Source organism: Luteimonas salinisoli (genome assembly GCF_013425525.1).
Taxonomy (GTDB): Bacteria; Pseudomonadota; Gammaproteobacteria; order Xanthomonadales; family Xanthomonadaceae; genus Luteimonas; species Luteimonas salinisoli.
In genome coordinates this window covers 1-23686 of sequence record NZ_JACCKA010000055.1, presented here as the reverse complement: position 1 = coordinate 23686, position 23686 = coordinate 1, and the positions used below count along the sequence as shown (strand labels likewise).

The window sequence follows — 23686 nt, the reverse complement described above, 5'->3', positions numbered from 1 at the left end:
GCAGGTCTTCCTCATGGATCGAGATGCAGGGGTTTCTACCCCATGGGCGAGCCGAGGCAACCGCGAAGCTTGGCCTGCGCCTCCAGCCCGCTGTGGTACTCGAGGTCGAATATCTCGCGACCTTCGAGGCGCACGCGGGTGCGCAACGTATCCACCAGGCCATCGATGCCGGCTTCCAGCGAGGGGACCGCAAAGGTGATCGCGCCGGCATCCCCCATCTCGTGGTTGTAGGCGCGGACGTCCGCGCGCGGTGCGCCGGTCTGGTCGAGGGAGACCGGGACCAGCTGCGGCTCGGTGACGCGCGGGATGCGCGAGCGCTGCGAGTCGAGGTCGACGAAGGTGAGCATCGCCATGCTGCCCGGGGCAGCGTCGCCAAAGAGCATGATGACCCTGGCTTCCTTCATGAACGAGGCGCCGCAGCGGCGAGGGCCGCCGTCGGTGGGTGGACCGGAATCGAAGTAGGACCATGCTCCGCGCATGTAGGCTTGGTAGTCGGGGTCGGCTTCCATCGCACGGCGCCGATCCCGTGCCGCCCGATAGCGGCGGATCCTGGCCTGAACGATGTCGATCAGTCCCGGTCCGGCATGGCTGCTGGAGGAGCCCGCGGGGGCGTTGTGACCGGCGCAGATCGGGGTGGGTGCGGCGCCCGGCCCGGGGTTGAACATGCCGACCACCTGGCAGGCGAGCGCCGGCGCAGGGATCGCGAAAAACAGGCAGGCTGCGGCGATGCTGGCGGCCCGGAGCGCAACACGTGCCCGTGGATGACCCAGGGCAAGGGAATACTGCGTGGACATCCCGTCCTTCTCCAAATGGATTCCCGGTGTGTAGCGCCATGCTGCCACAATCGAGAATCGTTCGATTCCTGGCTGTCCCTGGCAGGTCTTTTCAGTCGTCCTTGGCAGGTTCATTAGTGGCACGTTCTCTCGATCGTCCCTGGCACGATTCCTAGGCGCCTGTTCCTGCTACCGAGGCTCCGCGCCTTGTCGGTCGGCCATGCGGCCAATGAGCCAGACGAACGGTTCGACCTGGCCGCCCAGCACGCAGCCGCCCCGGATGGCGCTGTCCAGCAGACCCTGGACGTCGGACGCGCACAGGGCGGAAATCGCGCGATCGTCGGCGAGCCGCAGCGAACAGGACGGCGTGTGCGTGGGGGCCGGGGAGGCCGATGCGACGACTCGTCCGTCGATCCGCATCGTGATCGGTGCTTCACCGTCCGGGAGCTCGATCGACACCGCCAGGCTCGGCGTCGGGCCCGACACCGTGGCCAGCGCCCCCTGCAGGTCTTCGCCGAAAGCCTTGGCCCAGGCCTCCACGGCGAGTCGTCGCGGATGGGCGGCACGCGAACCCTCTCCGGCCCGCTGGCCCGGCGCGCCATGGGCATCATCGCCTGCAACCGGTCGGCCGGCTTGCGATCCGCCGTGCTCGGCCACGCGACCGTCCGGCCCCTGTCGCGCCCGCGCCGCCTTGGCCTCGCGTTCCACGTCGATCAGCGTCTCGAGCGTTCTGTCCACATCGTCGCGCGTGTGCGCTGCCGAGCAGATGAACCGCAGGCGGCCGCGTCCGCGTTCTACGATCGGATAGGTGACGGCGGTCGTGTGGACACCACGCGCATGCAGGCCGCGTGCGATCGCATAGAGCGTGTCGCTATCGGGAAAATGCGGGGTGACGATGGGGCCATCGCCCGTGCCCAGGTCGTAGCCGGCGTCGGAAAAGCGTTGCCGCATGTAATGGGTGGTGTCCCAGAGCCGCTCGCGCAGCGCGTCGTCCGCGCGCAGCCGCCGCAAGGCGGCGAGGGCGGCGGCGATGTCGGCAGGCGTGATGGTCGCCTGGAACACATAGGCCCTCGCCGACGTCTTGAGCAGGGCGATGTGGGCCTCGCTGGCGGCGATCACGCCCCCGAGGCTGCCGAGCGCCTTGCTCAGCGTGGTCATGATGAAATCGATCTGGTCGGTGATGCCTTGCGCCGCGCAGATGCCGGCCCCGCGGGGGCCGTAGAAGCCGAACGAGTGCGCCTCGTCGACGAGCACGAGCGCGCCGTAGCGCTTCGCCATGCGCACGATGTCGCGCACCGGCGCGGTCCCTTCGCCCATGCTGTAGACGCCTTCGAGCACCACCAGGGTGGTGCGGTGCGGCGAGACTTCCGTCTCCAGCACCGACTGCAGGTCGGACGGGTCGTTGTGCTTGAACGTCCTGATCGTCGCGCCGCTCAGGCGGGCGCCGTCGACGATGGAGGCGTGGCAGAGTTGATCCATCACCACCGCGTCCCTGTCGCCCAGCAGGCCCGCGATCGCGCCGAGGTTGGCGGTAAACCCCGTGGAGAACAGGCAGCCGACCGGCTTGCCCACCAGTTCGGCGAATTCCCTCTCGAAGTCCAGGTGCAGATCGGTCATGCCGGATGCGGTCGGCGAGGTGCCCATCCCGGTGCCGAAGCGTTCCAGCGCCGACCTGGCCTGCGCGATGACGTCGCTGTCGCGGTTCAGGCCGAGGTACAGGTTGGTGCTCCAGATGATGGCCTCGTGCTCCTCGCCGGTGTGCACGTCGGCGACCGTGCCCTTGTGCCCGCTGCCGGTGCGGACCAGCTTGCTGTAGGGCTCCCGTCCCGAGCGCATCAGCAGGCCCTTGAACGCCTGGATGAGCGTGCCCTTGTCGGTCGCCGACCACGCAGGCGCTCTGGCTGCGAGGAACGGCGGATGGCCGGACTGGATCTGCGCCTGGAAATGGCCCAGCGTGTCCGCGGCTGCCCCGTGCGCATGGTCGCCGGATGCGCGATCCGTGGCGGCGCTCCCCAGCATGCCGAGCAGATGATCGGCGACAGCGGTGGGCGTGGGGTGCTCGATCAGCGTCGATGCGGGCAGCTTCCGGCCCAGCACCGTGGACAGTCGATGGCTCAGCTCCACCGAGTCCAGCGAGTCGAGGCCGAGGGTTTCCAGCGTCTGGTGCGGCGGCACCCGTTCGGCATCGTCAAGGCGAAGGAAGCGGGCGATTTCGGTCCGGACGACCGACAGCAGTGCCGCATGCCGCTCGTTCGTCGCCAGGCCCGCCAGGCGGTGCGACAGGTTACCGGCCTTGCCGGAGGCGACGGCGTCGGGGTGCGGGCCAGGTGCGTCGGATGCATCGTCATCGCGACCGAGCTCCGGGTGCGGGAGCCGCTTGCGGTCGAGCTTGCCGTTGGGCAATCGGGGCAGGTCGGCGAGGTGCATCACGACCTGGGGCACCATGTACTTGGGCAGCCGCTCTGCCACGTAGGCGCGCGATGCATCGTTCGTCACCGCTTCGTCCCGTCCCACCACATACCCGACGAGCATGGTCTTGCCGCCGCCTGCATCGACGACCGCCGCCGCTGCGCCGTCCACGCCCGGCATCGACTCCAGCGTCGACTCGATCTCTTCCAGTTCGATCCGGAAGCCGCGGACCTTGACCTGCTGGTCGATCCGCCCCAGGAACTCGATCTCGCCCTCTTCCGTCCACCGACATCGATCTCCGGTCCGGTACAGCCGTTCGCCCGGGATCGGCCCGTTGAGCGGCGTGCTTGTCGGCCCGTTCGGATCCACCTCGACGAACTGTTCCTTCGTGCGCGCGTCATCGTGGAGGTAGCCCCGCGCGAGCTGGTCGCCCGCGAGGTGGAGTTCCCCCGGGACGCCCACCGGAACCGGCTGCATCGCGTCGTCCAGGATGTACGCACGGGAATTCGACACCGGCTTGCCGATCGTGATCGTCTTCACGCCTGCCGGCATCTCGGCGGCCGTGCAATAGACCGTGTTCTCGGTCGGCCCGTACACGTTGAGCACGCGCGGCCGCTGCGGCAGCGCATGCAGTTGCTCCAGCAGCGGGCGCTTCAGCACGTCGCCGCCGAGCACGACGCAGCGCACGCCTTCCGGCAGCCCACCGGCCGCGAGCAGCCCCTGCATCGACGTCGGCACCATGATGGTCGTCCGCACCCGGTCCGCCGCCGGCAGTTCCGGCAGCGCCAGCGCGTTCTCCGACAGCACTACCGTGCCGCCGAGCGACAATGTGCCCAGGATTTCCATGACGGAGGTGTCGAAACAGACGGAGGCCGCGGCCAGCACGCCTGCGAGCTCCTCGTCGTCCAGCAGCTTGCGCATCGATCGGGTCATCGCAACGACGCTCCGATGCTCGACGGCAACGCCCTTGGGCTGTCCTGTCGATCCCGACGTATAGATGACATAGGCGAGGTCTCTCGCCGAGGGCCGTGCGATCGTGTCCGGCGTCCGTTCGTCCACCGCATCGAGTCGTACCAGCTCGGCTGCGCCGGCGCAGAGCTCCGCCGGCCTCTCGCCGTCCACGATGACGGCCGCCGCCCGGGCGTGCTCCAGCATGTAGCGCACTCGCTCCCGCGGGTACTCCGGATCCAGCGGCACGTACGCGCACCCCGCGCGCAACACGCCCAGCAGAGTCGCCGCCAGTTCCCACGTGCGGCCCAGGCACACGCCGACCAACGCCCCCGGCTGCACGCCCCGCGCCGCGAGCTCGCTGGCGATCGCGCTCGCCCGTGCGGTCAGGTGCGCGTAGTCGATCTCCGTATGTCCATCGATGATGGCCGTCCGTTGCGGATGCGCCTGCGCCTGTTTCTCGACGAGCCCCCAGATCGTTTCGGTCTGGTCGTAGGCCTGCGCGGTCCGGTTCCACTCGACGGGGACGCGATGCGCCGCGTCTCCTTCCAGGGAGGGGACGCTTTCGGCAGGTGCGACTGTGTTCTGCGTCACATCCTCCGGCACGTGATGTCGTCCAGGCCGCCGCATCGAGCACTCCTTGGGAGAAGAAATCGGCTTGGCAGTTTAGGGCCTGTCATCCATTGGCGGGTAGGTCGCGTTGGGTCTGTGCGGCCGCCNTGTCGCGCGGCGCCGCGACAGGCTGGTTGCCTGTTCAAGCCGCGCGGCGCCGGCTGGCGGCCGCACAGACCCAACCCGAAGGGCCGCCCTTGCGCGCGCCCGGCGCGGCGTCATCGCTCAGTCGTGGATCGACATCCACTCCCTCGCTCTTCCTTGCGCCGAACGCGCGCAAGGGCGGCGCGACCTATCCGCCAATGGATGACAGGCCCTGGTGCCTGCGTCACCGAAAGGGCACGGAGGCGATCGAGGTGCAGCGACGCGGTTATTGGCTGCTCAGGCGCTGCATCGAACAGCGTGCATGCCGCGGCGGATGATGGAAGACGGCATCAGGCAACGGGGGCTGACGTGAATGGAATCGAGGCCGGACATTGCTGCAGTCGCACACGCAAAGAACGTCCGCGCGGGCCAGCCGGGCGCTGCATCGGCACCTGAGGATCTTCTCGTCTGCCTTAGGCATCGATTTCTCCCGTCACCTCGATCTGCGGGTTGCGCAAACCCATCGCGATCCAGGCTTTCAACAGGACCAGGAAGAATGGCCCGGACTGGCGCTCGAGATTGGGCACGTCGTCGGGAAGTCATCGACGGGTCCGCCGGGTCGACACGCCGGGGCCGGGGGGCACTCCCCCGGCCGTCGGCGTGCAGGAGCCGATCGTCCCCGGCGGGCCTCAATTTCTCCATGAATATCATGGTGTTACCGCACTGACTGGCCCCCTGGCTTGGTGGCTTTAACGAAATCTTGACACTCCTGTGCGGGCCGGTCAGCATACGCGCGCCCGATCGGGCATGAGTACACCAACCTAGGACGGAATTCCATGAAGAACACCCTGATGCTGGCCTGCACCCTGGTGCTGGCGACCCTGAGCGGCACCGCGTTCGCGCAGGACGCGGCCGGCGGTTTCATTCGCGGCGAGATCGGCCGCAGCGACATCGACCTCGAGGTCGACGGCTTCGGCTCGGCGAGCGAGGACGACACCTCCGCGACGTTCGGCGGCGGCTATTGGTTCAACGAGTACGTGGCGATCGAAGGCCACATCGGCAGCCTGTACAACACCGAGGTCGAGGACGATGTCGAGCTCGATCTGATCACGCTCGGCGTCGGTGTAGCGCTGAAGAAGAGCTTCGGCGGCGCGCACACCGGCTTCTTCATCGGTGGCCGTGCGGGCGTGGCCCGCATCACCGCGCAGGTCCGCGAGGACGACTTCGACGTGATCGACGACGAGAGCGACGTCAAGCCGTATTTCGGTGCGAGCGCCGGCTACGACTTCAGCCAGCGCTTCGGTCTCAGCCTCAACTGGGACCGCCGCCAGGCCGACTTCGACGGCGTGGACGTCGACATCGACACGATCGCGATCGGCGGCGAATTCCGTTTCTGATCGGGAATCCCGCGTCCTCGGGAAGGCCGCCTGCGGGCGGCCTTCTTCGTTGCCGGGGGCCGATTCGCGGCAAAGCTTCGCCGGGCAGGTGTCGCCGGACGAGGCGACGACGCTCGATCGGGGTCGGGAGAAGCGAACCTGGCCCGGCTATTTCGCCCCGTTGCTTCCTCGGCGGTCCGGCGGAGGAACGTCGTCGCCGTCGGATCCGTATGCGCGACGACAGCACCCGTATTCGATCTGCTCGGCAAGGGCAGGGCGACCGCCCGGGGTCAGGTCGAACAGCGTCCAGAGCGGCTCGACGGTGCCCATGTGTCTCGGGTCCTGGCCGGGCTCGGCGGGTGCGTGGATGAGCTCGCTTGCCCAATGCAGGCGAATGGTGCCGTCGGGGTCGCGTTTGAACACCGTCATGATCGGCACCGGCTCGCCGTCGGGGCCATCGCCGCCGTAGTCGCGGCGGAAGCCGCATCGAGCCGCCGAAACGAGCCTTGCGTGCTTCCAGCCCCTTTCCCGGGCGAAAGCTGCGGCCTGTTCGATCGGAGCGCGAGTCATGATGACGAGATTGCCGCCCAGTCCCTCGAAATGGGGCATCGTGCCTTCCCACATGTCGATCAGCGCCGTGCAGGATGGACAGGGGCCCTCGGCGAGCGGCTTGTCGGCGAAGGTGCCGTCCGTCGGGCCGGCCCGTTCGTCGCCGGAATGGCGCGGAAACATGTAGTGGTAGACCATCAGCGTGTCGCCGCCGCGGAAGAGCTCCGGCAAGCCGAGGGCGAGCGGCGTTCCGTCCTCGCCGAGAGCGTCGAACGTATAGTCCTGGCGCACCTGGCCGCCGGGGGGCAGCGCCCGGAGCTCGGCCGCGACCGCCTCCATTTGCCGCCTGAGCGAGGCTTCGCTCTCGAGAAGCTTGTTGCGTGCCGCCCGATACGCTGGCGTCTCGTTCGGAAAGGTCATGCCCATGGTCCACTCCTGTCCGGTAGCGCCCGAGTGCGCGCACCGGTTCTGTCGTTTGCAGTTTCCGCAGCTTGCTGGGTCTGGCGGTTGGCCGTCGGTCCGCTTCCGGCCAACTCCAGCCGTTCTCTAATTTGCGCCGGTTCGCCGGTCGCAGGTCCTGGCAGGAACGCCAGGCGCCCGCGTCACCCCCGCCGTGCCGCCTCGATCGCGGCGATGTCGATCTTGCGCATCTCCATCATGGCGTCGAACGCGCGCTTGGCCGCCGCCCGGTCGGGGTCGTTGATCGCCTCCGTCAGCGCCCGCGGCGTGATCTGCCACGACAGACCCCACTTGTCCTTGCACCAGCCGCAGGCGCTTTCCTGGCCGCCGTTGCCGACGATCGCGTTCCACAGGCGGTCCGTCTCGGCCTGGTCGTCGGTGGCCACCTGGAACGAGAACGCCTCGCTGTGCTTGAACGTCGGGCCGCCGTTCAGGCCGAGGCAAGGCGTGCCCAGCACGGTGAACTCCACCGTCAGCACGTCGCCTTGTTTGCCCGACGGAAAGTCGCCCGGGGCGTGGTGGACGGCCGTCACGGCGCTGTCCGGGAAGGTTTCGGCATAGAAGGTCGCGGCTTCGAGGGCGGTGCCGTCGTACCAGAGGCAGATGGTGTTCTTGCTGGCCATTTTCGTTCTCCCAGGGGGTGGTTGGGACGGGGGGTATGCCTGGACGACGAGTGGGGCGGGCGCGATTCGACAGGCCGTGCGGGACGAAGCAGTATCGTGCCGGTCCTACCGCTGCGTCGCCTCACGGAGCACCGAGATGAGCGCCCTCAGCGGCGCGGGTACATGGCGGAAGCTGGCGTAGTAGAGGCACAGGCCAGGCAGTGCCGGCGTCCAGTCCTCCAGCAGCAACAGCAGCGCGCCGGCGTCCAGGGCCGGGCGCGCGAACGATTCGGGGACATAGGCGATGCCCAGCCCGGCGGATGCGGCCTCGACCATCAGGTCGTTGTCGTCCAGGCTCAGGGCGCCCGGCACGTCGAGTGCGATCTCCCGGTTGCCCTTTTCGAACTCCCACCGGTAGCGCTTGCCGCTGGGGAGCCGCTGGCGGATGCATCGATGGGTCATCAGGTCGGCCGGCGTTGCGGGCTTCCCGAGAGACTCGATGTAGGCGGGCGACGCCACCGCGACGAAGCGCAAGTCGTTGCCGAAGGGCACGGCCACCATGTCCTTCGGCACCGCCTCGGCCAGGCGCACGCCGGCATCGAAGCCCTCAGCCACGATATCCACCAGACGGCCCTCGGTGACGAGGTCCAAAGCGATGCGCGGGTGACGTTGCAGCAACGTCGGGATGGCGTGGCCCAGCAGCCAGCGCGCGCCACCCTTGTTGGCGTTGATGCGCAGCGTGCCGACCAGCTCGTCCTGGCCGTGGCTGACCGTATCCAGCAGGTCTTCCAGTTCCTGCAGGAGGGGGCCCAGGCGCTGCAGCAATTGCTCGCCCGCTTCGGTCAAGGCGACGCTGCGGGTGGTCCGGTGCAATAGACGGACGCCGAGGCGGCGCTCGAGCGCCTTCAGTGCATGGCTGAGCGACGAGCGCGACACCCCGAGCGCGTCGGCGGCCCGCTGGAAGCCGCGATGCCGCGCCACGTGGGCGAAGGCCTTCAGGTCGGAGAGGCTGGCGTCCGTCATTGGTGAGCAGGTTTCACCAGCTCGTTCTTATTGGTGCGGCTTATCATACGCGTCCCGGGTGCCCACCTTTCATGCGAACCCCATAGGAGGCATCCCGATGAAGACATGGTTGATCACAGGCGCGTCCTCCGGCCTCGGGCTGGGCATGACCACGAAGCTGCTGGAGCGGGGGGATCGCGTGGTCGCCTGCGGGCGGCGCATGGCGCCGTTCGACGCGCTCGCGCGAACGGCCGGCGACAGACTGCGGTGCGCGCGCTTCGACATCACCGACACGGCAGCGCTGCGGGGTGAAGTGGATGCCGCCTTCGCCGCCTTCGGCCGCATCGATACCGTGGTCAGCAACGCCGGCTACGGGCTGTTCGGCGCCGCTGAAGAGGTCACCGACGACCAGATCGGCCGCCAGGTCGCCACCAATCTGGTCGCGTCGATCCAGCTGGTGCGCGCGGTGCTGCCGCACCTGCGCACGCAGGGTGGCGGCAGGATCCTGCAGGTGTCCTCGGAAGGCGGGCAGGTGGCCTACCCCAACTTCAGTCTCTACCACGCGACCAAGTGGGGGATCGAGGGCTTCCTCGAGGCGGTGGCTCAGGAGGTGGCGCCGTTCGGGATCGACGTCGTGATCGCCGAGCCGGGGCCGACCGCCACCGGGTTCGCGGACGGCCTGGATCACGCCGCTCCGCTGGGAGTCTACGATCCGACGCCGGCGGGCGACGTACGCCGCGCGTTGTCGAGCGGCGGATTCGAGATCAGGGGCGACGCGGAGCGCACGGTCGACGCGATGATCCAGGTCGCGGACTCGGCGCGGCCGCGACGCCGAATCGCGCTCGGCAGCACCGCGTTCGAGCACATCCATCGCGCCCTGACCGATCGCCTGGAGGACCTCGTCCAGCAGAAATCGCTGACGTTCTCCGCGGACCGGGCATGAAGTGGCCGCCGGGTCACGGCCTGCCAGCCATGCCGGCTCGCTTTCGCTGCAGGTCGAGCCGCAAAGAGGTATCGGTGACGCTTTCGGCGGCGCGTCGACTCGGGTCCATGCGGTGGTGCCGGGTGGGGCCACAGGGTCGAGACCGCCGTGCATTCGGCGCGGATGGCGAGGCGGCGATACGGGCGCTCCACTTCGTACGGGTTTCCCGAGCCCTCGCTCAAGGCGCGTGGCGCGCGCCGGCGGGTGAACGCGACGCGTTCTTCGACGGCGGTGCGATCTCCGCGCCCGTCGCCCCGACATGCCGCAGGCTGACGATGGAGATCAGCGCCAGCGCCAGGGCGACGATGCCGGCCACGGCGGCGGCGACGTTCAGCCCGGCCGTGAAGGCCTGCTGGGCTTGCTGGAGCACGCCATCGGGAAGGCGTTCGCCCACCAGCACGGCGGCCCAGAGGCTGTCTTCGACGGCACCGGAAAGATCGGCTCCGGGGCCGTCGGCCATGGTCTCGCTCATCCGCGTGCGATACACGAAGGTGGCCAGGCTTCCCAGCAGGGCCACGCCCAGAGCGACGCCCAGTTCCTGGACCATCTCCGACATGGCCGAGGCCGACCCGGCCCTCTCCGCCGGCGCGGCGCCCACCACCAGGTCCGTGCCCAGCGCGGCAATGGTGCCCAGACCAAGATAGACGAGCGAGAACCCTGCTATCGCCATGGCCACTCCGTCGGAATCCACCCCAACGCCTGCCAGGAGCCAGTAGCCCCACGTCGACAGCGCCAGGGCAGCACCCACGACGTGGCCTGGCCGGATGCGGCGCGCGAGTAGCGGCGCGCCGATGCCCGCCAGTACCATCGCCAGCGCCGGCAGTCCCATCCACAGCCCTGCCGCCAGCGGGGTGAGCCCTGCCACCAGCTGCAGGTACTGGGTGACCAGCAGCATCACGCCGGACACGCCGATCAGCCCGACCAGCAGTACGACCAGAGCGGCACTGAACGTGCGGGATGCGAACAGGCGCATATCGAGCAGGGGATCCGCCAGCCGCCGCTGGCGACGCACGAATGCCACCGCCACCACACCTCCCGCCAACATGGCCAGTGCAGCGACCGGCTCGAGCCCCGCCCGGGCGATCTCCTTTACCCCGTAGATGGCCGGCAACACCGCCGCCAGCGAGAGCAGGACGCTGACCAGGTCCAGCCGGCCGCTGCGAGGCGCGCGGTGTTCCGGCAGCAGTACCGGGGCCGCGATCAGCAGAACGGCCACCACGGGGACGGCGACCAGGAAAGCCGAGCCCCACCAGAAGCGCTCCAGCAACAGGCCACCCACCACCGGACCCGCCGCCATGCCCAGGGCGAACATGGTGGCCCAGATGCCGATGGCCAGGGCACGCTGGCGCACGTCGCCGAACATGTTGCTGATCAGGGCCAGGGTCGACGGCATCAGCGTGGCGCCGGCAACGCCGAGCACTGCACGCGCGGCGATCAGCATGGCCGCACTGGTGGCGTAGGCCGCGATGACCGAGGTGACGCCGAAAGCCGCGGCACCGATCATCAACAGCCGCCGGCGGCCGATGCGGTCGCCCAGCGTGCCCATCGTGATGAGCAGGCCGGCGATCAGGAAGCCGTAGGCGTCCATGATCCACAGCGCCTGAGTGCTGCTGGGCTGCAGGTCCGCCGCCAGTGCGGGCAGCGCCAGATAGAGAATGGTGACGTCGAGGCCGAGCAACAAGGTGGGTAGGGCCAATACCGCGAGACCTGCCCATTCCCTGGGTCCCGCCCATTGCGTGGCCGCACGTGGAATCGCCTGCTGTCCCGCGTGGGAATCCATGCCGCCTCCTGTTTCGCATCTGGTGGGCAGGCATTCTTGGCAAGAATTTATCAGGTTACAATATAGGCGTTTATCCTATTACTATTGGTCCGCCCCGCAGCCCATGACCGGACACAATCTCGCCAGAACCCGGAGCGATCTCGCCGCTTTCCTGGTGCGACAGCGGAACAGGCTGACGCCGGCAGACGTCGGCCTGCCCAGTACCGGACGCCGGCGCACGCCGGGGCTGCGGCGCGAAGAGGTGGCGATGCTCGCCGGCGTGGGGCTGACCTGGTACACCTGGTTCGAGCAGGGTCGCGACATCGATGTCTCGGAGAGTTTCCTGCTCGGCGTCGCCAGTGCGCTCAGGCTCGACGACGCCGAATGCTGCCATCTGTTCCTCCTCGCGCATCGCCGCCCGCCGCCGGTCGAGGCCTATCGGGAGCAGGCGATTCCGGCGCTGGTGCAGACGCTGATGGACGAGATGGCCAGGCCCGCGTACGTGATGAACCTGCGCTGGGACGTCGTTGCCTGGAACGCGGCCGCCGATACCCTGTTCGGTTTCGCCGCCCGGCAACCCGGCGAGCGGAACATGATGAGCCTGTTGTTCGCCGACCCCGCGTTTCGCAGGCGTCTTCCCGACTGGCGCCAGGACGCCGCCCGCCTGCTCGCCCAGTTCCGCTGCGACCTGGCGGGCGCCCCGGAGCATCCAGCGATGCTGGAGCTGGTCGAAGCGCTCAGAAAATTGTCGCCCGACTTCCGCCGCTGGTGGGAACAGCCCAGCCTGGAGGCCTACGGATACGGGATCGGCACCATCGTCGATGCCGATTCGAACCACGGGACATACGATCACGCCATGCTGCTGGTCGATGAGCACCGGCATCTGAGGATGGTGGCATACCTCGAGAAGATGGGGTCAGGTTCATTTGTCCGTCGATCTCGGCGACTGCGGCCGCAGCGCGACGAATGAACCCGACCCCATTTCCCCGCGACGAATGAACCCGACCCCATTTTCCCACGACCCCATTTCCCCATTTTCCATGACGCATCGCTTCCGCTGCAGGGCTGGCGGGCAGGATCGGGTGGTTGGCGGCCCGAAATGACGGACAATCGACTGGAAACGAGCCGCCTCGTCCGGGGCCGCAACCGCAACGCGAGGAGCCTTGCATGCGTTCCAGACCCTTCGGCCGTACCGGCCGCAATCTCGGCGAAATCGGATTCGGGGCCTGGGCCATCGGTGCGGCCTGGGGCAAGGTGGACGACCGCGCATCCGTCGCCGCGCTGCACGCGGCGCTCGAGGCCGGCCTCGATTTCATCGACACCGCGGACGTCTACGGCGACGGGCATTCCGAGCGCCTGATCGCGCGCGTGCTGAACGAACGCGGCGGCGCGCGCCCGTTCGTCGCCACCAAGGCAGGCCGCCGCCTGCCGGCGCAGACCGTCGAGGGCTACAGCGCGGAGAACCTGGAGGGCTGGATCGACCGAAGCCTGCGCAATCTCGATACCGATTGCCTCGACCTGGTGCAGCTGCACTGTCCACCGACCGAGGCCTACTACCGTCCGGAAGTATTCGAGCGGATGGAGCGACTGGCCGGATGCGGCAAGCTGCGCCACTACGGCGTGAGCGTGGAGCGCGTGGAGGAGGCGCTGAAGGCGATCGAGTACCCCGGCGTGGCCAGCGTGCAGATCATCTACAACATGTTCCGCCTGCGCCCGGCGGAACTGCTCTTCCGCGAGGCCAGGCGCCGCGGCGTGGCGTTGATCGTCCGCGTACCGCTGGCTAGCGGGCTGCTCAGCGGGAAGTTCGGCGCGGACACGCGTTTCGAAGCCGACGATCACCGCCGCTTCAACCGCCACGGCGAGGCGTTCGACGTCGGGGAGACCTTCGCCGGCGTGCCGTACGAGGTCGGTCTGGCGGCGGTGGAGAAGCTGCGACCGCTGGTGCCCGAAGGGGCGACGATGGCGCAGTTGGCGCTGCGCTGGATCCTGATGGACGAAGCGGTGAGCGTGGTCATCCCGGGCGCGCGCAACCGGCAGCAGGCGCTGGGCAACCTCGCCGCGGCGGAGCTGCCCGCCCTGCCGGCGGCGACGATGGAGGCGGTCGCGCGGATCTACGACCAGGACATCCGGCCCTACGTCCACCAGCGCTGGTGACGCGCGGAGGGTTGCCGCGGATGCAAAACGCGGGACGCGGCTCGGGCCCAGACCGAAGGACGGCCCACTGATCTTGACCGGCTCGATTCGTCGGCGGGCTAGGCGCGGAACTCCCCGGTGATGGCGAGCCGGGGCGCGCGGAAGCCCATCGCGATCCAGGCACCGAGCAGCTTGACGAAGAATCGGCCGGACTGGCGCCGCATGTTCGGGACGTCGTCGGGGAGCACGGAAGGGTCGGGCAGGTCGCTCGTCATCGTCCGCAGTTCGAGCCTGGGCAGGGTTTCCGGCGTCCAAAGGCCGCCGTACAGGCTGAGCCAGTGCCCGTTCTCGAATTCCAGGAAGACCGGCGTATTGCAGCAGCTGGCGATCACGCGGCGGGTCTTCGCATCCGCCGACAGGCGGAAGGACTCGAGCAGTTCCCAGCCGCCGAGGAAGTCGATCCGGTCCTTGCGGTACAGCACGAAGCGCGTCCCGCCATTGGGTTCCTGCAGGTGCGGCCCGTTGGGGACCGCCTGCAGCCGGATCGCCGACGCGCGGCAGCTGGCGCAATGGCATTCGGTGGAGGTGATGGGGTCGCCCGTCGCTTCGAGGCGGACCTGTCCGCAGGCGCAATGGAGTTGGATCTTCGGGGGCATTCGGGGCTCCTGGGCAGGATTGGACTGAAGAGGATGCTCGCGCAGGCGTTCGCGATCGCATGCCTCCCGCTACGACGATCCGGAGAAGCGCGCTTCGACATCGGGAAGACGGGCGCAGGCGGTCGGGCGCCCGGGCGGGCCGGGCCGGGCGGAGTCGTCGGCGAAGGCGGGCGCGCCGATGCACGCGACGGGAAGCTTGCCTTCACCCGAACGAACGTTCCGGGCCCGGTCGGGGACGTCCGCGGTTTCAGCACGTGATAGCGTCGTTCGCGTCGTCATGCGATCGCACTCTCGATCGCGACAACGGACATGGGAGGCTCTGCCTGCGTAGCCGTCCCCGGCACCGCGTCGGCCCCGGTCGGCTTGCGCACGCTGCTCCGTCCCGGAGAGGCGAAGATGGCGACGGATGGTGCGGCGCCACTCGGACCGCGAAGAAAAGTGCGGGCCCGCAATCCGTACTCGGAAGCAAGGAGGTATCACCATGTCAGCGCGATTCCAAACCCGCAAGTGGCGCCGACTGGACGAGCCGGGCCTGGAGGTCCTGCACGTCCGGCTCGAACCCGACGGCATCCTGGCCTGCTCCACGGTGGTGCACGCAGGCGCCGAGGCCTTCGGCATGTCCTATCTCTGGCGACTCGACCGCGATTGGCGCACCCGTCGCCTGGAGTTGCGCCTCTCCGGCCCATCGGCAGAGACCCTGCGGATCGAGCGCTGCGACGGGAGTTGGCAGGTGAACGGGCGGCGACGCCCGGATCTCGCGGAATGCGAGGAAATCGACCTGTCGGCGACGCCGTTCTGCAACACTCTGGCCTTGCGCCGGCTTCGGGGAACTGGGGAGTTGACCACGCTCTACGTGGACCTGCCCTCGCTCCAGCTGTCGCCATCCCGGCAACGCTACACGGCTCTCGGCGGGAACCGCTGGAAATACACCGACCTGGGCATCGCCAAGGGCTTCGAGGCCAACCTGGATGTCGACGACGAGGGTCTCATCCTCGCTTACGAAGGCCTGTTCGAGACGCTCGAATAGACGATCGACGATCGTTCGTTTGCTGCCTGCGTATCGAGCCAGCCCTTGTTGAAGAGCGGCTTCGCGTTGCGGTGCGGCGTGCCCGCACGGCGGACGGGCGCCCCGCGCCGCGCGGAATGGCCGCGCGCGTCTGCAACGGCGGTGGGGGGCTGTCCATCGCCATCCGTCTTTCCGATCGGCTCTGGCGCATCATCCGCCTGGAGCGCGGCGACCCGGACAAGGACGACGACGTGCCGGAAGAAGCCGTGGAGCATGGGCTGGGACTGGAACGCAAGTCTGCCTGACCCCGCGTTTTATCCTCGCCGCGCCGCTTCGATCTTGGCGATGTCGATCTTGCGCATCTCCATCATGGCGTCGAACGCGCGCTTGGCCGCCGCCCGGTCGGGGTCGTTGATCGCCTCCGTCAGCGCGCGCGGCGTGATCTGCCACGACAGACCCCACTTGTCCTTGCACCAGCCGCAGGCGCTTTCCTGGCCGCCGTTGCCGACGATCGCGTTCCACAGGCGGTCCGTCTCGGCCTGGTCGTCGGTCGCTACCTGGAACGAGAACGCTTCGCTGTGCTTGAACGTCGGCCCGCCGTTGAGGCCGAGGCAAGGCGTGCCCAGCACGGTGAACTCCACCGTCAGCACGTCGCCCTGCCTGCCCGAAGGGAAGTCGCCCGGCGCGTGGTGGACGGCATGTACCGCGCTGTCCGGGAAGGTCTCGGCATAGAAGGTCGCGGCATCGAGTGCGGTGCCGTCGTACCACAGGCAGATCGTGTTCTTGCTGGTCATCTTCGTTCTCCCGAGTTGGGGTTGATCGAGACACGGGGCCGAAACGTGCGGGTCAGAGCCGGCTTTCACTGGCGCGTCTGGCCCAGTAGGGGGGCTGCGCTTGCAGAAGGACCGGCTCGGTCGCCCCGGAGCCGAATCCTCCTCATCCGGCCCACGCCACCATATTCGACCGTCTTGCCGTTCGGGAATGCCGCATTCGTGGATTTCGATGCCCTCAATGCGCCGGTCGCCGCCAGACGGGCGGAGCCGAACCGAGACAGGGAAAGCGAACCCGGCCGAGCTGATCTCCGCTAACCTTGTGCAGTTGACCTGCGGGGGAATGGATTTGTCGAAGAGGTCTGGTGTCGCAATCCGCCGGCGCTGCGCCGTAGGCATGCTGGCGCTCGCATCCGCGATGCTGTCGCTGTCGGCCCCGGTCTTCGCCCAGGCGCGGCCGATCACGACGTATCACGGCACGGTCGGCGACGCATCGGTGGAGCTGCTGCTGGTCCACGACTGGCAGCTCGACGGCATGGGCGGCTACCTGTTCACCGAAGCGCAGCGCATGCCGCTGCCATTGGAAAAGACGCCGTACGCGGAGGACCAAAGCCTGCTGATCAACGTGCTGGGCGATCCCCTGTTGCCCACGGCGGTGATCGCCCTGCATCCGTTCGCGCCAGGCGCGAAGACCCTGCGTGGCCGCTCGATCGATCTGCGCAGCCGCGAGCAGCAGGAAGTCCGGCTGGAGCGGGTGACGCGTTTCTCCAGCGACCAGGCCGATGCCTACGCCGGCGACCTGCTGCAGGGACGGGCCGACGAGCGCTTCCACTTCCGGGTGCATGCGCGCAAGGCGCGGGGCGAGCATGCCGGCCGGGTGGACGCCATCACCGTCTTCGATCGCGCGAGCGGCGAGCCGGTGCAGGTACTGGATCGACTGGACCTGCTCTTCACCGGCACCGATACCCTGCAGCTGGACGACTTCAACGACGACGGCATCCTCGACTTCTCGGTGATGCCGATGCGGCCCGGCGACCCCTCGCGCACCGCCGACCACCGGCACTACTACATCTACCGGCAGGACGCCGGCGGCTATGCCCGCGAGCCGCAGCTCGAAGCGCTTGCGGCGCAGGGTGCGCTGGAGTTCGGGGCCGGAGGCAGGGTGAGCCTGCGGCCGCAGGACGGCATCGACTACCGCGCCGGCACCATCCAGTGGCGGCACTACCGTTTCGCTACGCCCGCCCGGCTCGAACTGCTGAGCCAGAGCGAGGAGCGCTTCTGATGGGGCATTCCCGCAGATGGAACGCGTGGCTTGCCGGTCTGGTGCTGTCGTGCGCGTCGCTGCCGTCGCTGGCCTCGCATGCGATCTACACCGGCCGCATCGGCAACAGCGGGATCACTGTCGTGATCGAAAGCCGCAATGCGGTGCAGCGGGCGATCTATTCCTACGATCGCTATCGCACGCCGATCCGATTGAAGCCGGCGTTCCTGCACCAGACCCGCGACCTGGGCATGGACGAGCTGGACGCTGCCGGACTGCCGATCGCGCGGCTGCGCTTCGATGTGGCGAGTTTCCATCGCTCGACGCCGCGGCTCACCGGCACCTGGACCGACTATCGCAGCGGCAGGTCGCTGCCCCTCGAGCTGGAGCTGGTGGCCTATCTCGACTACGACGAAGCCTGGCCGGACGGGGCCCATCCGCTGCTGCAGGCGGCATCGAGCGAACGGTTCTACTTTCAGGTGCCCATGGGCGGGAGCGCCGCGGCGGTCGGCGCCATCGAAGTGATGCAAAAGTCCGACGGCCAGCGCTTGCAAACGCTGGAATTGCCGCAACCCGGCTGCAACCGCGGGATGGATACGGTGCAGGTGGTCCTGGAGCGCGGCCGCACGCAGCTCCGGATGGCGCAGACCGCTCATTGCCCCGGTGCGGTGTTCGAGTGGAACCCGGCCGAAGCGCGCTTCGAAGACAGGCTGCGCTAGGGCGGGGGCAATCGGTCCGGAGTCGCCGGGATCGAGGAAGTAGTCTGCGTACGACTGGGAGTGGCGGCTCATTGCGCGAAGGATGGCGGGGCCGGCTTTCCGGGCTCCATCGCCGATGCTCGCCGGCACCCGCAGCGCAGGTTCGATCCGGTTTCGGGTCCCGCGGATTGTCGGGTCCAGCGCCGGTCGCTACTCTGGCGCACGCATCCCAACCGGCAGGCGACGACATGGTGGACAGGCGACAATTCCTCGCAAGCGCTGCGCTGGCCGCCCTGCTGCTGCCGTTCGCCGGCGGGCGCGGCGCGATGGCGGCCCCGCGCGCACGACTGCTGCCGGTGCCGCTCGACAGGGGCGACACCGTCGCGCTGGTCAGCCCGTCGTCGGCGGTCGACGACACGTTCGTTCTGCAGCTCGCCGGGGAAGTGATGGAAGCGCTGGGATTCGAGGTCCGGACCGGCGCGCACTACGCGGCGCGACGCGGCCACCTGGCGGGTACCGATGCAGCGCGCGCCGGCGACATCAATGCCATGTTCGCCGACAGCCAGGTCAAGGCGGTCGTCTGCGTTCGCGGCGGCTCCGGCGCCGCACGCCTGTTGCCGCTGCTCGACTACGACGCGATCCGCGCCAATCCCAAGGTGCTGCTGGGCTATTCCGACGTCACCGCCCTGCACAGCGCCATCCAGGCGCGGACCGGCCTGGTCACCTTCCACGGGCCCAACGGCTCGGGCAGCTGGAACCGCTTCAATGCCGAGCAGTTCAGGCGCCTGTTCTTCGACCGCGAGCTGATGCAGTACCGCAACGTGGCCGATGCCGGGGACGAGCTGGTGCAGCGCCGCAACCGCACGGTCGCCATCACCGGCGGCAAGGCGCGGGGCGAACTGGTGGGCGGCAACCTGGCGGTGCTCACGGCGCTGGCCGGTTCGCCGTACATGCCGGACTTCAGCGGCAAGATCCTGTTCCTGGAGGATGTGTCCGAGGCGCCGTACCGCGTCGACCGCATGTTCAGCACCTTGAAGCTGATGGGGGCGCTGGACGGCATCGCCGGCTTCATCTTCGGCGAGTGCACCGATTGCGACCCCGGCGATGGCTACGGCTCGCTGACGCTGGAGCAGATCCTCGACGACCACATCAGGCCGCTGGGCATCCCCGCCTACCGGGGCGCCATGATCGGCCACATCCGGCAGCAGTTCATCGTGCCTGTGGGCGGCAGGGTGGAGATGGATGCCGATGCCGGCAGCTTCCGCCTGCTGGAGCCGGTGTTCCAGGACTGATCCGCAAAGCGGGGCAGGGCGGGTCCACGTCGCGGATCCGGGTGCCCTGACCTGCAAAAAGGGTCGCCGCGCGACGGCGGCGGATCCTCCTCCGTTCGGACCGGGCCGAGGCGGCGGAGTCGGACATTCCTATGCTAATGTCCGCGCGGGGGTTGGCCCAGGGGGAAGCATGTCGAATCTGCTGGATCTGATGAGGAAGCTCGGCAGCGATGCCGCGCTGGCCGCGGAGTACGAGAAGGACCCGGAGGCGGTGGTGCGGCGTGCCGGGCTGTCGGACGAAGAGCGCAAGGCGATGCTGGGCAAGGACTATCCGGCGATCAAGCGGCTCACCGGGCTGACGGACGGGAAGTTCGCCACCAATCATGTCGTCCGGGCCTACGACGAATAGCCTACCTTCCCGACGCTAGGCGCCAGCCCATGCTCCGGTGGATGCCGATCGCAGTGCTGTTGCTGGCATTCGCCGGCGGGCCGGCATCGGCGTCCGACGCGCTGGAAGCGGAGGTGCGGGAGATCGAGCGCCTGGCGTTCACTGCGCACTGGCGGGAGTCCGATGCGAGGATCGCGGCCCTGGCGCCGCGGCTGGATTCGCTCGCGCCGGAGCAGCGCCACCGCATCGAGTTCGTCCGCCTGCGCACCCTCGCGCTCGCCGGCAGCCAGTCGGCAGCGCTGGAGGGCCTGACCGGGCTGCTGCAACAGGACCTGCCGGCGGCGCTGCGCGTGCGCGTGTACGCCACGGCCATCAATGTCGCCGCCAACGCCGAGGACTGGCCGCTGGCCTTCACCTGGCTCGGCGAGGGCCTGTCGTACCTGCCCGAGGCACCCGCCGAATCGGCCAGGCTGCTCGGTGTCGCCAGCTACCTGCATACGCTCGTCGGTGAAACCGGCAGGGCGCGGGACCTGGCGCTGCGGGCGCTCGATCTGGTGGAATCCGCAAACGATCCCAGGGCCCTGTGCCTGGCCTTGAGCGACGTGGCGCTGGCCGAAGACCACGCGCGCAACTTCCAGGAGGCGGAGCGCTGGCGGCATCGCCAGATCGAGGCCTGTACCCGCGCCGGCGACCTGGTCTTCGCCGCCAACGGTAAGTACGGCGTGGGCAAGATGGCGGCCAGCCAGGGGCGTCATGCCGAGGCGCTGGACTGGGCCCGCCAGGCGCTCGCCGAGGCCGAGGCCGCCGGCTTCGCGGTCGGCGCGTGGAGCGCCAGGCTGGTGATCGCCGAAAGCCTGATCGAGTCGAACCGCGAACTCGACGAAGCCCAAACGATGCTGTCCGAGACCCTGCGGTACTACCGCGAACAGGAGTCCGACCTCGCCATTGCCGAGACCGAGCGCCTGCTCGCTCGGCTGGCGGAACGGCGCGGCGACCTCGCTACCGCGCTCGCCCACTACAAGGAGGCCATGGCTGCCTCCGAAGCGGCCGAGCGCATCGCGCGCGAGCGCCGCCTGGCCTATCTGCAGGTCGAGTTCGACACCCAGCTGAAGGAACAGCGGATCGCCCTGCTGGAGGCCGAAAAGGAGCTGGCCGCGCTGCAGGTCACCGCGACGAAACGCCGGCAACTGCTGCTCGGGATGGGCATGTTCGGGCTGCTGGTGACCGCGATCCTGCTGGCGGCGCTGCTGCGCCGGTCGTTCCGCGAGCGGCGCCGCTACCGCTGGCAGTCCCAGCACGACAGCCTGACCCGCCTGTACAACTACCAGCAGGTGCGCAAGCTCGGCGAGACGGCGTTCGCGCGCGCCCGCCAGACCGGGCAGCCATTCACCGCGATCGTCGCCGACATCGACCTGTTCAAGCAGGTCAACGACCGCCATGGCCACGCCGCCGGCGACGAGGCGCTGCGCTCGCTCGGCGCCTGGATCGGCGAAATCGTCGACGGGCGCGGCATCGCCGGGCGCAGCGGCGGCGACGAGTTCACCATCCTGCTCGAGACCGACGCGGCCGAGGCCGAGGCGCTGCTGCAGCGCCTGCGCGGCCGGATCGGGCCGATCACCGTGTTCGGCCACACCTTCAGCTTCAGCATCAGCTCGGGCGTGTGCCAGGCCGACGGCCAGGCCGCCACGCTGGAACAGCTGATCCACGAGGCCGACCAGGCCTTGTACCGCGCCAAGCACGAAGGGCGCGACCGCGTGGTCTGCGCGAACGACGATGCCGACGCTGCGCCGGTGCCGACCGCGGGCCTGGTGGTGGTCGGCAGCGGCATCGAGTTCGGCCGCCACGTCAGCGAGCGCGCGCTGTCGGAGATCCGCGAGGCCCAGGTGGTGTTCTGCCTGGCCGATCCGTTCGCGCTGGCGATGATCAGCAGCTTCCGCCCCGACGCGATCAACCTCGGCGTGCACTACGCCGACGGCAAGGACCGGCGCCAGACCTACCGCGAGATCGACGCGGCGATCATGGCCGAGGTGCGTGCCGGCAAGCGGGTGTGCGCGGTGTTCTACGGCCACCCGGGGGTGTTCGCAGATGTGCCGCATCGGGTGGTGCGCAAGGCGCGGCAGGAAGGCATCGCGGCGCGCATGGAGCCTGGAATTTCCGCCGAGGCCTGCCTGTACGCCGACCTCGGCATCGACCCGGGGCGGCATGGCGTGCAGTCGCTGGAGGCGACCCAGTTCCTGGTCCAGGACCGCCGGCCGGATACCGCCGGCCTGGTGCTGCTGTGGCAGGTGGCCCTGGCCGGCGACCTCACGTGCACCCGGTTCCATGCCGAGCGCGACGGGCTGCAGGCGCTGGTCGACAGGCTGCTGCGCTGGTATCCGCCGGACCACGAGGTGATCCTCTACGAGGCGGCAAGGCTCCCGATCGAAACCCCGCGCGCCGAGCGGCTGCCGTTGCGCGACCTGCCGACGGCGCACTACGAGGAATACACCACGCTCGTGATCCCGCCCGGAACGGGGGCGGGCTCCGAGATTTCCCGGGGTGTTCGAACCGACGGCAGCATCTGACCCGAAAAATGGGGTCAGGTTCTGAGGTTTCCCCACGTTCTTCTCTGTCAGGTCAGCCGCTTAGCGGCGCTCTGACTGGAAACAAGTGCGCGCATGGCGCAGTCTTCAAGGTGACTAAGCCAAAGAAGGACTGACGACCATGCGCGCCAGCCGAGTATTGCAGAAGTGCCTGCCGGAATCACTGGAGCCGATGCACGCGCTGCGTGAGCATGCTCTGCTAAACGCCGTGGAAGCCGTGCTTCAAGGACGCAGGTTGACGCTGATGGACGTGGCCCGCTCCTGGCCCGGTGCCGAGCGTGTCCGGCCGCCGCTCAAGGCGTTCGACAGGCTGCTGGGCAACCCGCACCTGCACGCCGAACGCGAAGGGATCCATGCGGATATGGCGCGCTGGCTACTACGCAGCCCTCGGCCGGTGATCGTGATCGACTGGACGGATTTGAAGGCCGACAAGTCGTGGTGCCTGTTGCGTGCAGCGGTGCCGGTGGGAGGGCGAACACTGACGCTGCTGGACATGGTGTTCCCTGGCAAGAAGCAAGGCTCGCCCGCTGCGGAGAAGCGATTCCTGCAACGGCTGCGTGCACTGGTGCCGGAAGGCGCTCGCCCGGTCCTGATCACCGATGCGGGCTTCCGCACGCCCTGGTTCCGCGCCGTCTCGGCGCTAGGTTGGGACTGGGTGGGCCGCTTGCGCGGCCGCACGCAGGTCAAGCCAGTAGAGGTCGAAAATCGTATCGAGCAATGGGTGGACTGCCGACAGCTGCATGTGCTGGCCACTCGAACGCCGCGGGAGCTGCCGGTGATGCAGACCAATCGCGGCGATCCCCTGTCCTGCCGTCTGGTCGTGTACGCCAAGGCGCGGCAAGGCCGCAAGCACTGCAATCGGCGGCGTCGCACGGAAGTGGCACGCAGCTCGTCCAGTCGCAAGGCTGCGGCGCGCGAGCGCGAGCCTTGGCTGATCATCGCCTCGCCCAGTCTGGCCGAGGCCAGCGCCCGGCAGTTGGTGAGCCTGTACGCGCGCAGAATGCAGATCGAATGCTCCTTCCGCGACCTGAAGTCGCACCGGTACGGACAAGGCTTCGAAGATAGCCTGACGCGCAGTGACGCCCGTCTGCAGATCCTCCTACTGGTCGGCACGTTGGCGGCCTTCGCCAGCTGGTTGGCAGGCGTGGGATGCGAGAAGACCGGCATCGCCCAATGGCTATTGCCGATCCGCACCAAGCGCAAGCTGTACTCGACCTTGCGCGTAGGGCGGGAGGCCTTGGTCCGAGGCTGGCCGATGGAGCCCGTCTCCCAATGGCTGGATCGCTTACGATCACTACCCCCTGCGGTGATCGACCAGATGGTGCTGGGGGCATGAAAACGCGGGGAAACCTCAGGGTCAGGTTCA

General features: G+C 68.6%; 20 protein-coding genes. 12 read left to right on the top strand and 8 right to left on the bottom strand.

Translation table 11 applies throughout. The annotated features are described in order from the left end of the window. Positions 1-35 precede the first annotated feature (35 nt). A complete protein-coding gene (locus tag H0E84_RS08760) occupies positions 36-908 on the bottom strand; it encodes a hypothetical protein (protein ID WP_180678268.1) in 873 nt (290 codons plus the stop codon). 54 nt (positions 909-962) lie between these two features. Continuing rightward, positions 963-4760, bottom strand: a complete 3798-nt coding sequence (locus H0E84_RS08755; protein WP_180678267.1) for an amino acid adenylation domain-containing protein — start codon at positions 4758-4760, stop codon at positions 963-965. Between the two features lie 902 nt (positions 4761-5662). Here H0E84_RS08755 and H0E84_RS08750 point away from each other — a divergent pair. Beyond that, complete coding sequence (locus H0E84_RS08750; RefSeq protein ID WP_180678266.1) at positions 5663-6223, top strand: porin family protein; 561 nt, start codon at positions 5663-5665, stop codon at positions 6221-6223. 147 nt (positions 6224-6370) lie between these two features. On the opposite strand, the gene H0E84_RS08745 is transcribed toward H0E84_RS08750, so the two are convergent. The 3 genes from H0E84_RS08745 to H0E84_RS08735 form a co-directional block, all read right to left on the bottom strand. After that, the gene (locus tag H0E84_RS08745; RefSeq protein WP_180678265.1) at positions 6371-7177 is read right to left on the bottom strand and encodes a DUF899 family protein; all 807 of its coding nucleotides are present in this window, start codon (positions 7175-7177) and stop codon (positions 6371-6373) included. Between the two features lie 176 nt (positions 7178-7353). Then, complete coding sequence (locus H0E84_RS08740) at positions 7354-7833, bottom strand: VOC family protein (protein WP_180678264.1); 480 nt, start codon at positions 7831-7833, stop codon at positions 7354-7356. 105 nt (positions 7834-7938) lie between these two features. Then, positions 7939-8835 (bottom strand): LysR family transcriptional regulator, encoded by an 897-nt coding sequence (locus H0E84_RS08735; RefSeq protein ID WP_180678263.1) that lies wholly within the window; start codon positions 8833-8835, stop codon positions 7939-7941. 97 nt (positions 8836-8932) lie between these two features. Here H0E84_RS08735 and H0E84_RS08730 point away from each other — a divergent pair, with 97 nt between their 5' ends. After that, on the top strand, positions 8933-9757 hold the full coding sequence (locus H0E84_RS08730; RefSeq protein WP_180678262.1) for an SDR family oxidoreductase: 825 nt from the start codon (positions 8933-8935) through the stop codon (positions 9755-9757). Between the two features lie 217 nt (positions 9758-9974). Here H0E84_RS08730 and H0E84_RS08725 read toward each other — a convergent pair whose 3' ends face one another. Next, positions 9975-11576 carry an MFS transporter gene (locus H0E84_RS08725; RefSeq protein ID WP_180678261.1) on the bottom strand — a complete coding sequence of 534 codons (1602 nt, stop codon included), beginning with the start codon at positions 11574-11576 and terminating at the stop codon, positions 9975-9977. A gap of 103 nt (positions 11577-11679) precedes the next feature. On the opposite strand from H0E84_RS08725, the gene H0E84_RS08720 reads away from it, so the two are divergent. Together H0E84_RS08720 and H0E84_RS08715 are read left to right on the top strand one after the other, a co-directional pair. Beyond that, a complete protein-coding gene (locus tag H0E84_RS08720) occupies positions 11680-12525 on the top strand; it encodes a helix-turn-helix transcriptional regulator (RefSeq protein WP_180678332.1) in 846 nt (281 codons plus the stop codon). A 197-nt stretch (positions 12526-12722) separates the two neighbouring features. Next, the gene (locus tag H0E84_RS08715; RefSeq protein WP_180678260.1) at positions 12723-13709 is read left to right on the top strand and encodes an aldo/keto reductase; all 987 of its coding nucleotides are present in this window, start codon (positions 12723-12725) and stop codon (positions 13707-13709) included. A gap of 98 nt (positions 13710-13807) precedes the next feature. Here H0E84_RS08715 and H0E84_RS08710 read toward each other — a convergent pair whose 3' ends face one another. Next, the gene (locus H0E84_RS08710; protein ID WP_180678259.1) at positions 13808-14344 is read right to left on the bottom strand and encodes a GFA family protein; all 537 of its coding nucleotides are present in this window, start codon (positions 14342-14344) and stop codon (positions 13808-13810) included. Between the two features lie 481 nt (positions 14345-14825). On the opposite strand from H0E84_RS08710, the gene H0E84_RS08705 reads away from it, so the two are divergent. Together H0E84_RS08705 and H0E84_RS08700 are read left to right on the top strand one after the other, a co-directional pair. Further along, on the top strand, positions 14826-15371 hold the full coding sequence (locus H0E84_RS08705; RefSeq protein ID WP_180678258.1) for a putative glycolipid-binding domain-containing protein: 546 nt from the start codon (positions 14826-14828) through the stop codon (positions 15369-15371). Positions 15372-15487: 116 nt separating this feature from the next. Further along, positions 15488-15655 carry a hypothetical protein gene (locus tag H0E84_RS08700; RefSeq protein ID WP_180678257.1) on the top strand — a complete coding sequence of 56 codons (168 nt, stop codon included), beginning with the start codon at positions 15488-15490 and terminating at the stop codon, positions 15653-15655. Between the two features lie 9 nt (positions 15656-15664). On the opposite strand, the gene H0E84_RS08695 is transcribed toward H0E84_RS08700, so the two are convergent. Continuing rightward, positions 15665-16144 (bottom strand): VOC family protein, encoded by a 480-nt coding sequence (locus H0E84_RS08695; protein ID WP_180678256.1) that lies wholly within the window; start codon positions 16142-16144, stop codon positions 15665-15667. 373 nt (positions 16145-16517) lie between these two features. On the opposite strand from H0E84_RS08695, the gene H0E84_RS08690 reads away from it, so the two are divergent. The 6 genes from H0E84_RS08690 to H0E84_RS08665 all read left to right on the top strand — a co-directional run bounded on the left by H0E84_RS08690 (position 16518) and on the right by H0E84_RS08665 (position 23656). Beyond that, positions 16518-17402, top strand: coding sequence for a hypothetical protein (locus H0E84_RS08690; RefSeq protein ID WP_180678255.1), 885 nt, complete (start codon positions 16518-16520; stop codon positions 17400-17402). Continuing rightward, the gene (locus H0E84_RS08685; protein WP_180678254.1) at positions 17402-18100 is read left to right on the top strand and encodes a hypothetical protein; all 699 of its coding nucleotides are present in this window, start codon (positions 17402-17404) and stop codon (positions 18098-18100) included. Before H0E84_RS08690 ends, H0E84_RS08685 begins: the two co-directional genes overlap by 1 nt. Positions 18101-18327: 227 nt before the next feature. Then, the gene (locus tag H0E84_RS08680; protein WP_180678253.1) at positions 18328-19371 is read left to right on the top strand and encodes a S66 peptidase family protein; all 1044 of its coding nucleotides are present in this window, start codon (positions 18328-18330) and stop codon (positions 19369-19371) included. Between the two features lie 169 nt (positions 19372-19540). Further along, positions 19541-19759: a hypothetical protein gene (locus H0E84_RS08675; protein ID WP_180678252.1), complete on the top strand. Its 219-nt coding sequence runs from the start codon at positions 19541-19543 to the stop codon at positions 19757-19759. Positions 19760-19800: 41 nt separating this feature from the next. Further along, positions 19801-22302, top strand: a complete 2502-nt coding sequence (locus H0E84_RS08670) for a diguanylate cyclase (RefSeq protein ID WP_219339652.1) — start codon at positions 19801-19803, stop codon at positions 22300-22302. Between the two features lie 139 nt (positions 22303-22441). Beyond that, positions 22442-23656, top strand: a complete 1215-nt coding sequence (locus tag H0E84_RS08665; RefSeq protein ID WP_180678155.1) for an IS4 family transposase — start codon at positions 22442-22444, stop codon at positions 23654-23656. Positions 23657-23686: the final 30 nt, after the last annotated feature.

Coding starts and splice junctions, on each gene's coding strand:
- H0E84_RS08670 (WP_219339652.1), top strand. CDS start 19,801: ATGCCGATCGCAGTGCTGTTGCTGGCATTCGCCGGCGGGCCGGCATCG.
- H0E84_RS08685 (WP_180678254.1), top strand. CDS start 17,402: ATGGGGCATTCCCGCAGATGGAACGCGTGGCTTGCCGGTCTGGTGCTG.
- H0E84_RS08680 (WP_180678253.1), top strand. CDS start 18,328: ATGGTGGACAGGCGACAATTCCTCGCAAGCGCTGCGCTGGCCGCCCTG.
- H0E84_RS08745 (WP_180678265.1), bottom strand. CDS start 7,177: ATGGGCATGACCTTTCCGAACGAGACGCCAGCGTATCGGGCGGCACGC.
- H0E84_RS08705 (WP_180678258.1), top strand. CDS start 14,826: ATGTCAGCGCGATTCCAAACCCGCAAGTGGCGCCGACTGGACGAGCCG.
- H0E84_RS08690 (WP_180678255.1), top strand. CDS start 16,518: ATGCTGGCGCTCGCATCCGCGATGCTGTCGCTGTCGGCCCCGGTCTTC.
- H0E84_RS08720 (WP_180678332.1), top strand. CDS start 11,680: ATGACCGGACACAATCTCGCCAGAACCCGGAGCGATCTCGCCGCTTTC.
- H0E84_RS08740 (WP_180678264.1), bottom strand. CDS start 7,833: ATGGCCAGCAAGAACACCATCTGCCTCTGGTACGACGGCACCGCCCTC.
- H0E84_RS08695 (WP_180678256.1), bottom strand. CDS start 16,144: ATGACCAGCAAGAACACGATCTGCCTGTGGTACGACGGCACCGCACTC.
- H0E84_RS08735 (WP_180678263.1), bottom strand. CDS start 8,835: ATGACGGACGCCAGCCTCTCCGACCTGAAGGCCTTCGCCCACGTGGCG.
- H0E84_RS08710 (WP_180678259.1), bottom strand. CDS start 14,344: ATGCCCCCGAAGATCCAACTCCATTGCGCCTGCGGACAGGTCCGCCTC.
- H0E84_RS08730 (WP_180678262.1), top strand. CDS start 8,933: ATGAAGACATGGTTGATCACAGGCGCGTCCTCCGGCCTCGGGCTGGGC.
- H0E84_RS08755 (WP_180678267.1), bottom strand. CDS start 4,760: ATGCGGCGGCCTGGACGACATCACGTGCCGGAGGATGTGACGCAGAAC.
- H0E84_RS08675 (WP_180678252.1), top strand. CDS start 19,541: ATGTCGAATCTGCTGGATCTGATGAGGAAGCTCGGCAGCGATGCCGCG.
- H0E84_RS08700 (WP_180678257.1), top strand. CDS start 15,488: ATGGCCGCGCGCGTCTGCAACGGCGGTGGGGGGCTGTCCATCGCCATC.
- H0E84_RS08760 (WP_180678268.1), bottom strand. CDS start 908: ATGAACCTGCCAAGGACGACTGAAAAGACCTGCCAGGGACAGCCAGGA.
- H0E84_RS08750 (WP_180678266.1), top strand. CDS start 5,663: ATGAAGAACACCCTGATGCTGGCCTGCACCCTGGTGCTGGCGACCCTG.
- H0E84_RS08665 (WP_180678155.1), top strand. CDS start 22,442: ATGCGCGCCAGCCGAGTATTGCAGAAGTGCCTGCCGGAATCACTGGAG.
- H0E84_RS08715 (WP_180678260.1), top strand. CDS start 12,723: ATGCGTTCCAGACCCTTCGGCCGTACCGGCCGCAATCTCGGCGAAATC.
- H0E84_RS08725 (WP_180678261.1), bottom strand. CDS start 11,576: ATGGATTCCCACGCGGGACAGCAGGCGATTCCACGTGCGGCCACGCAA.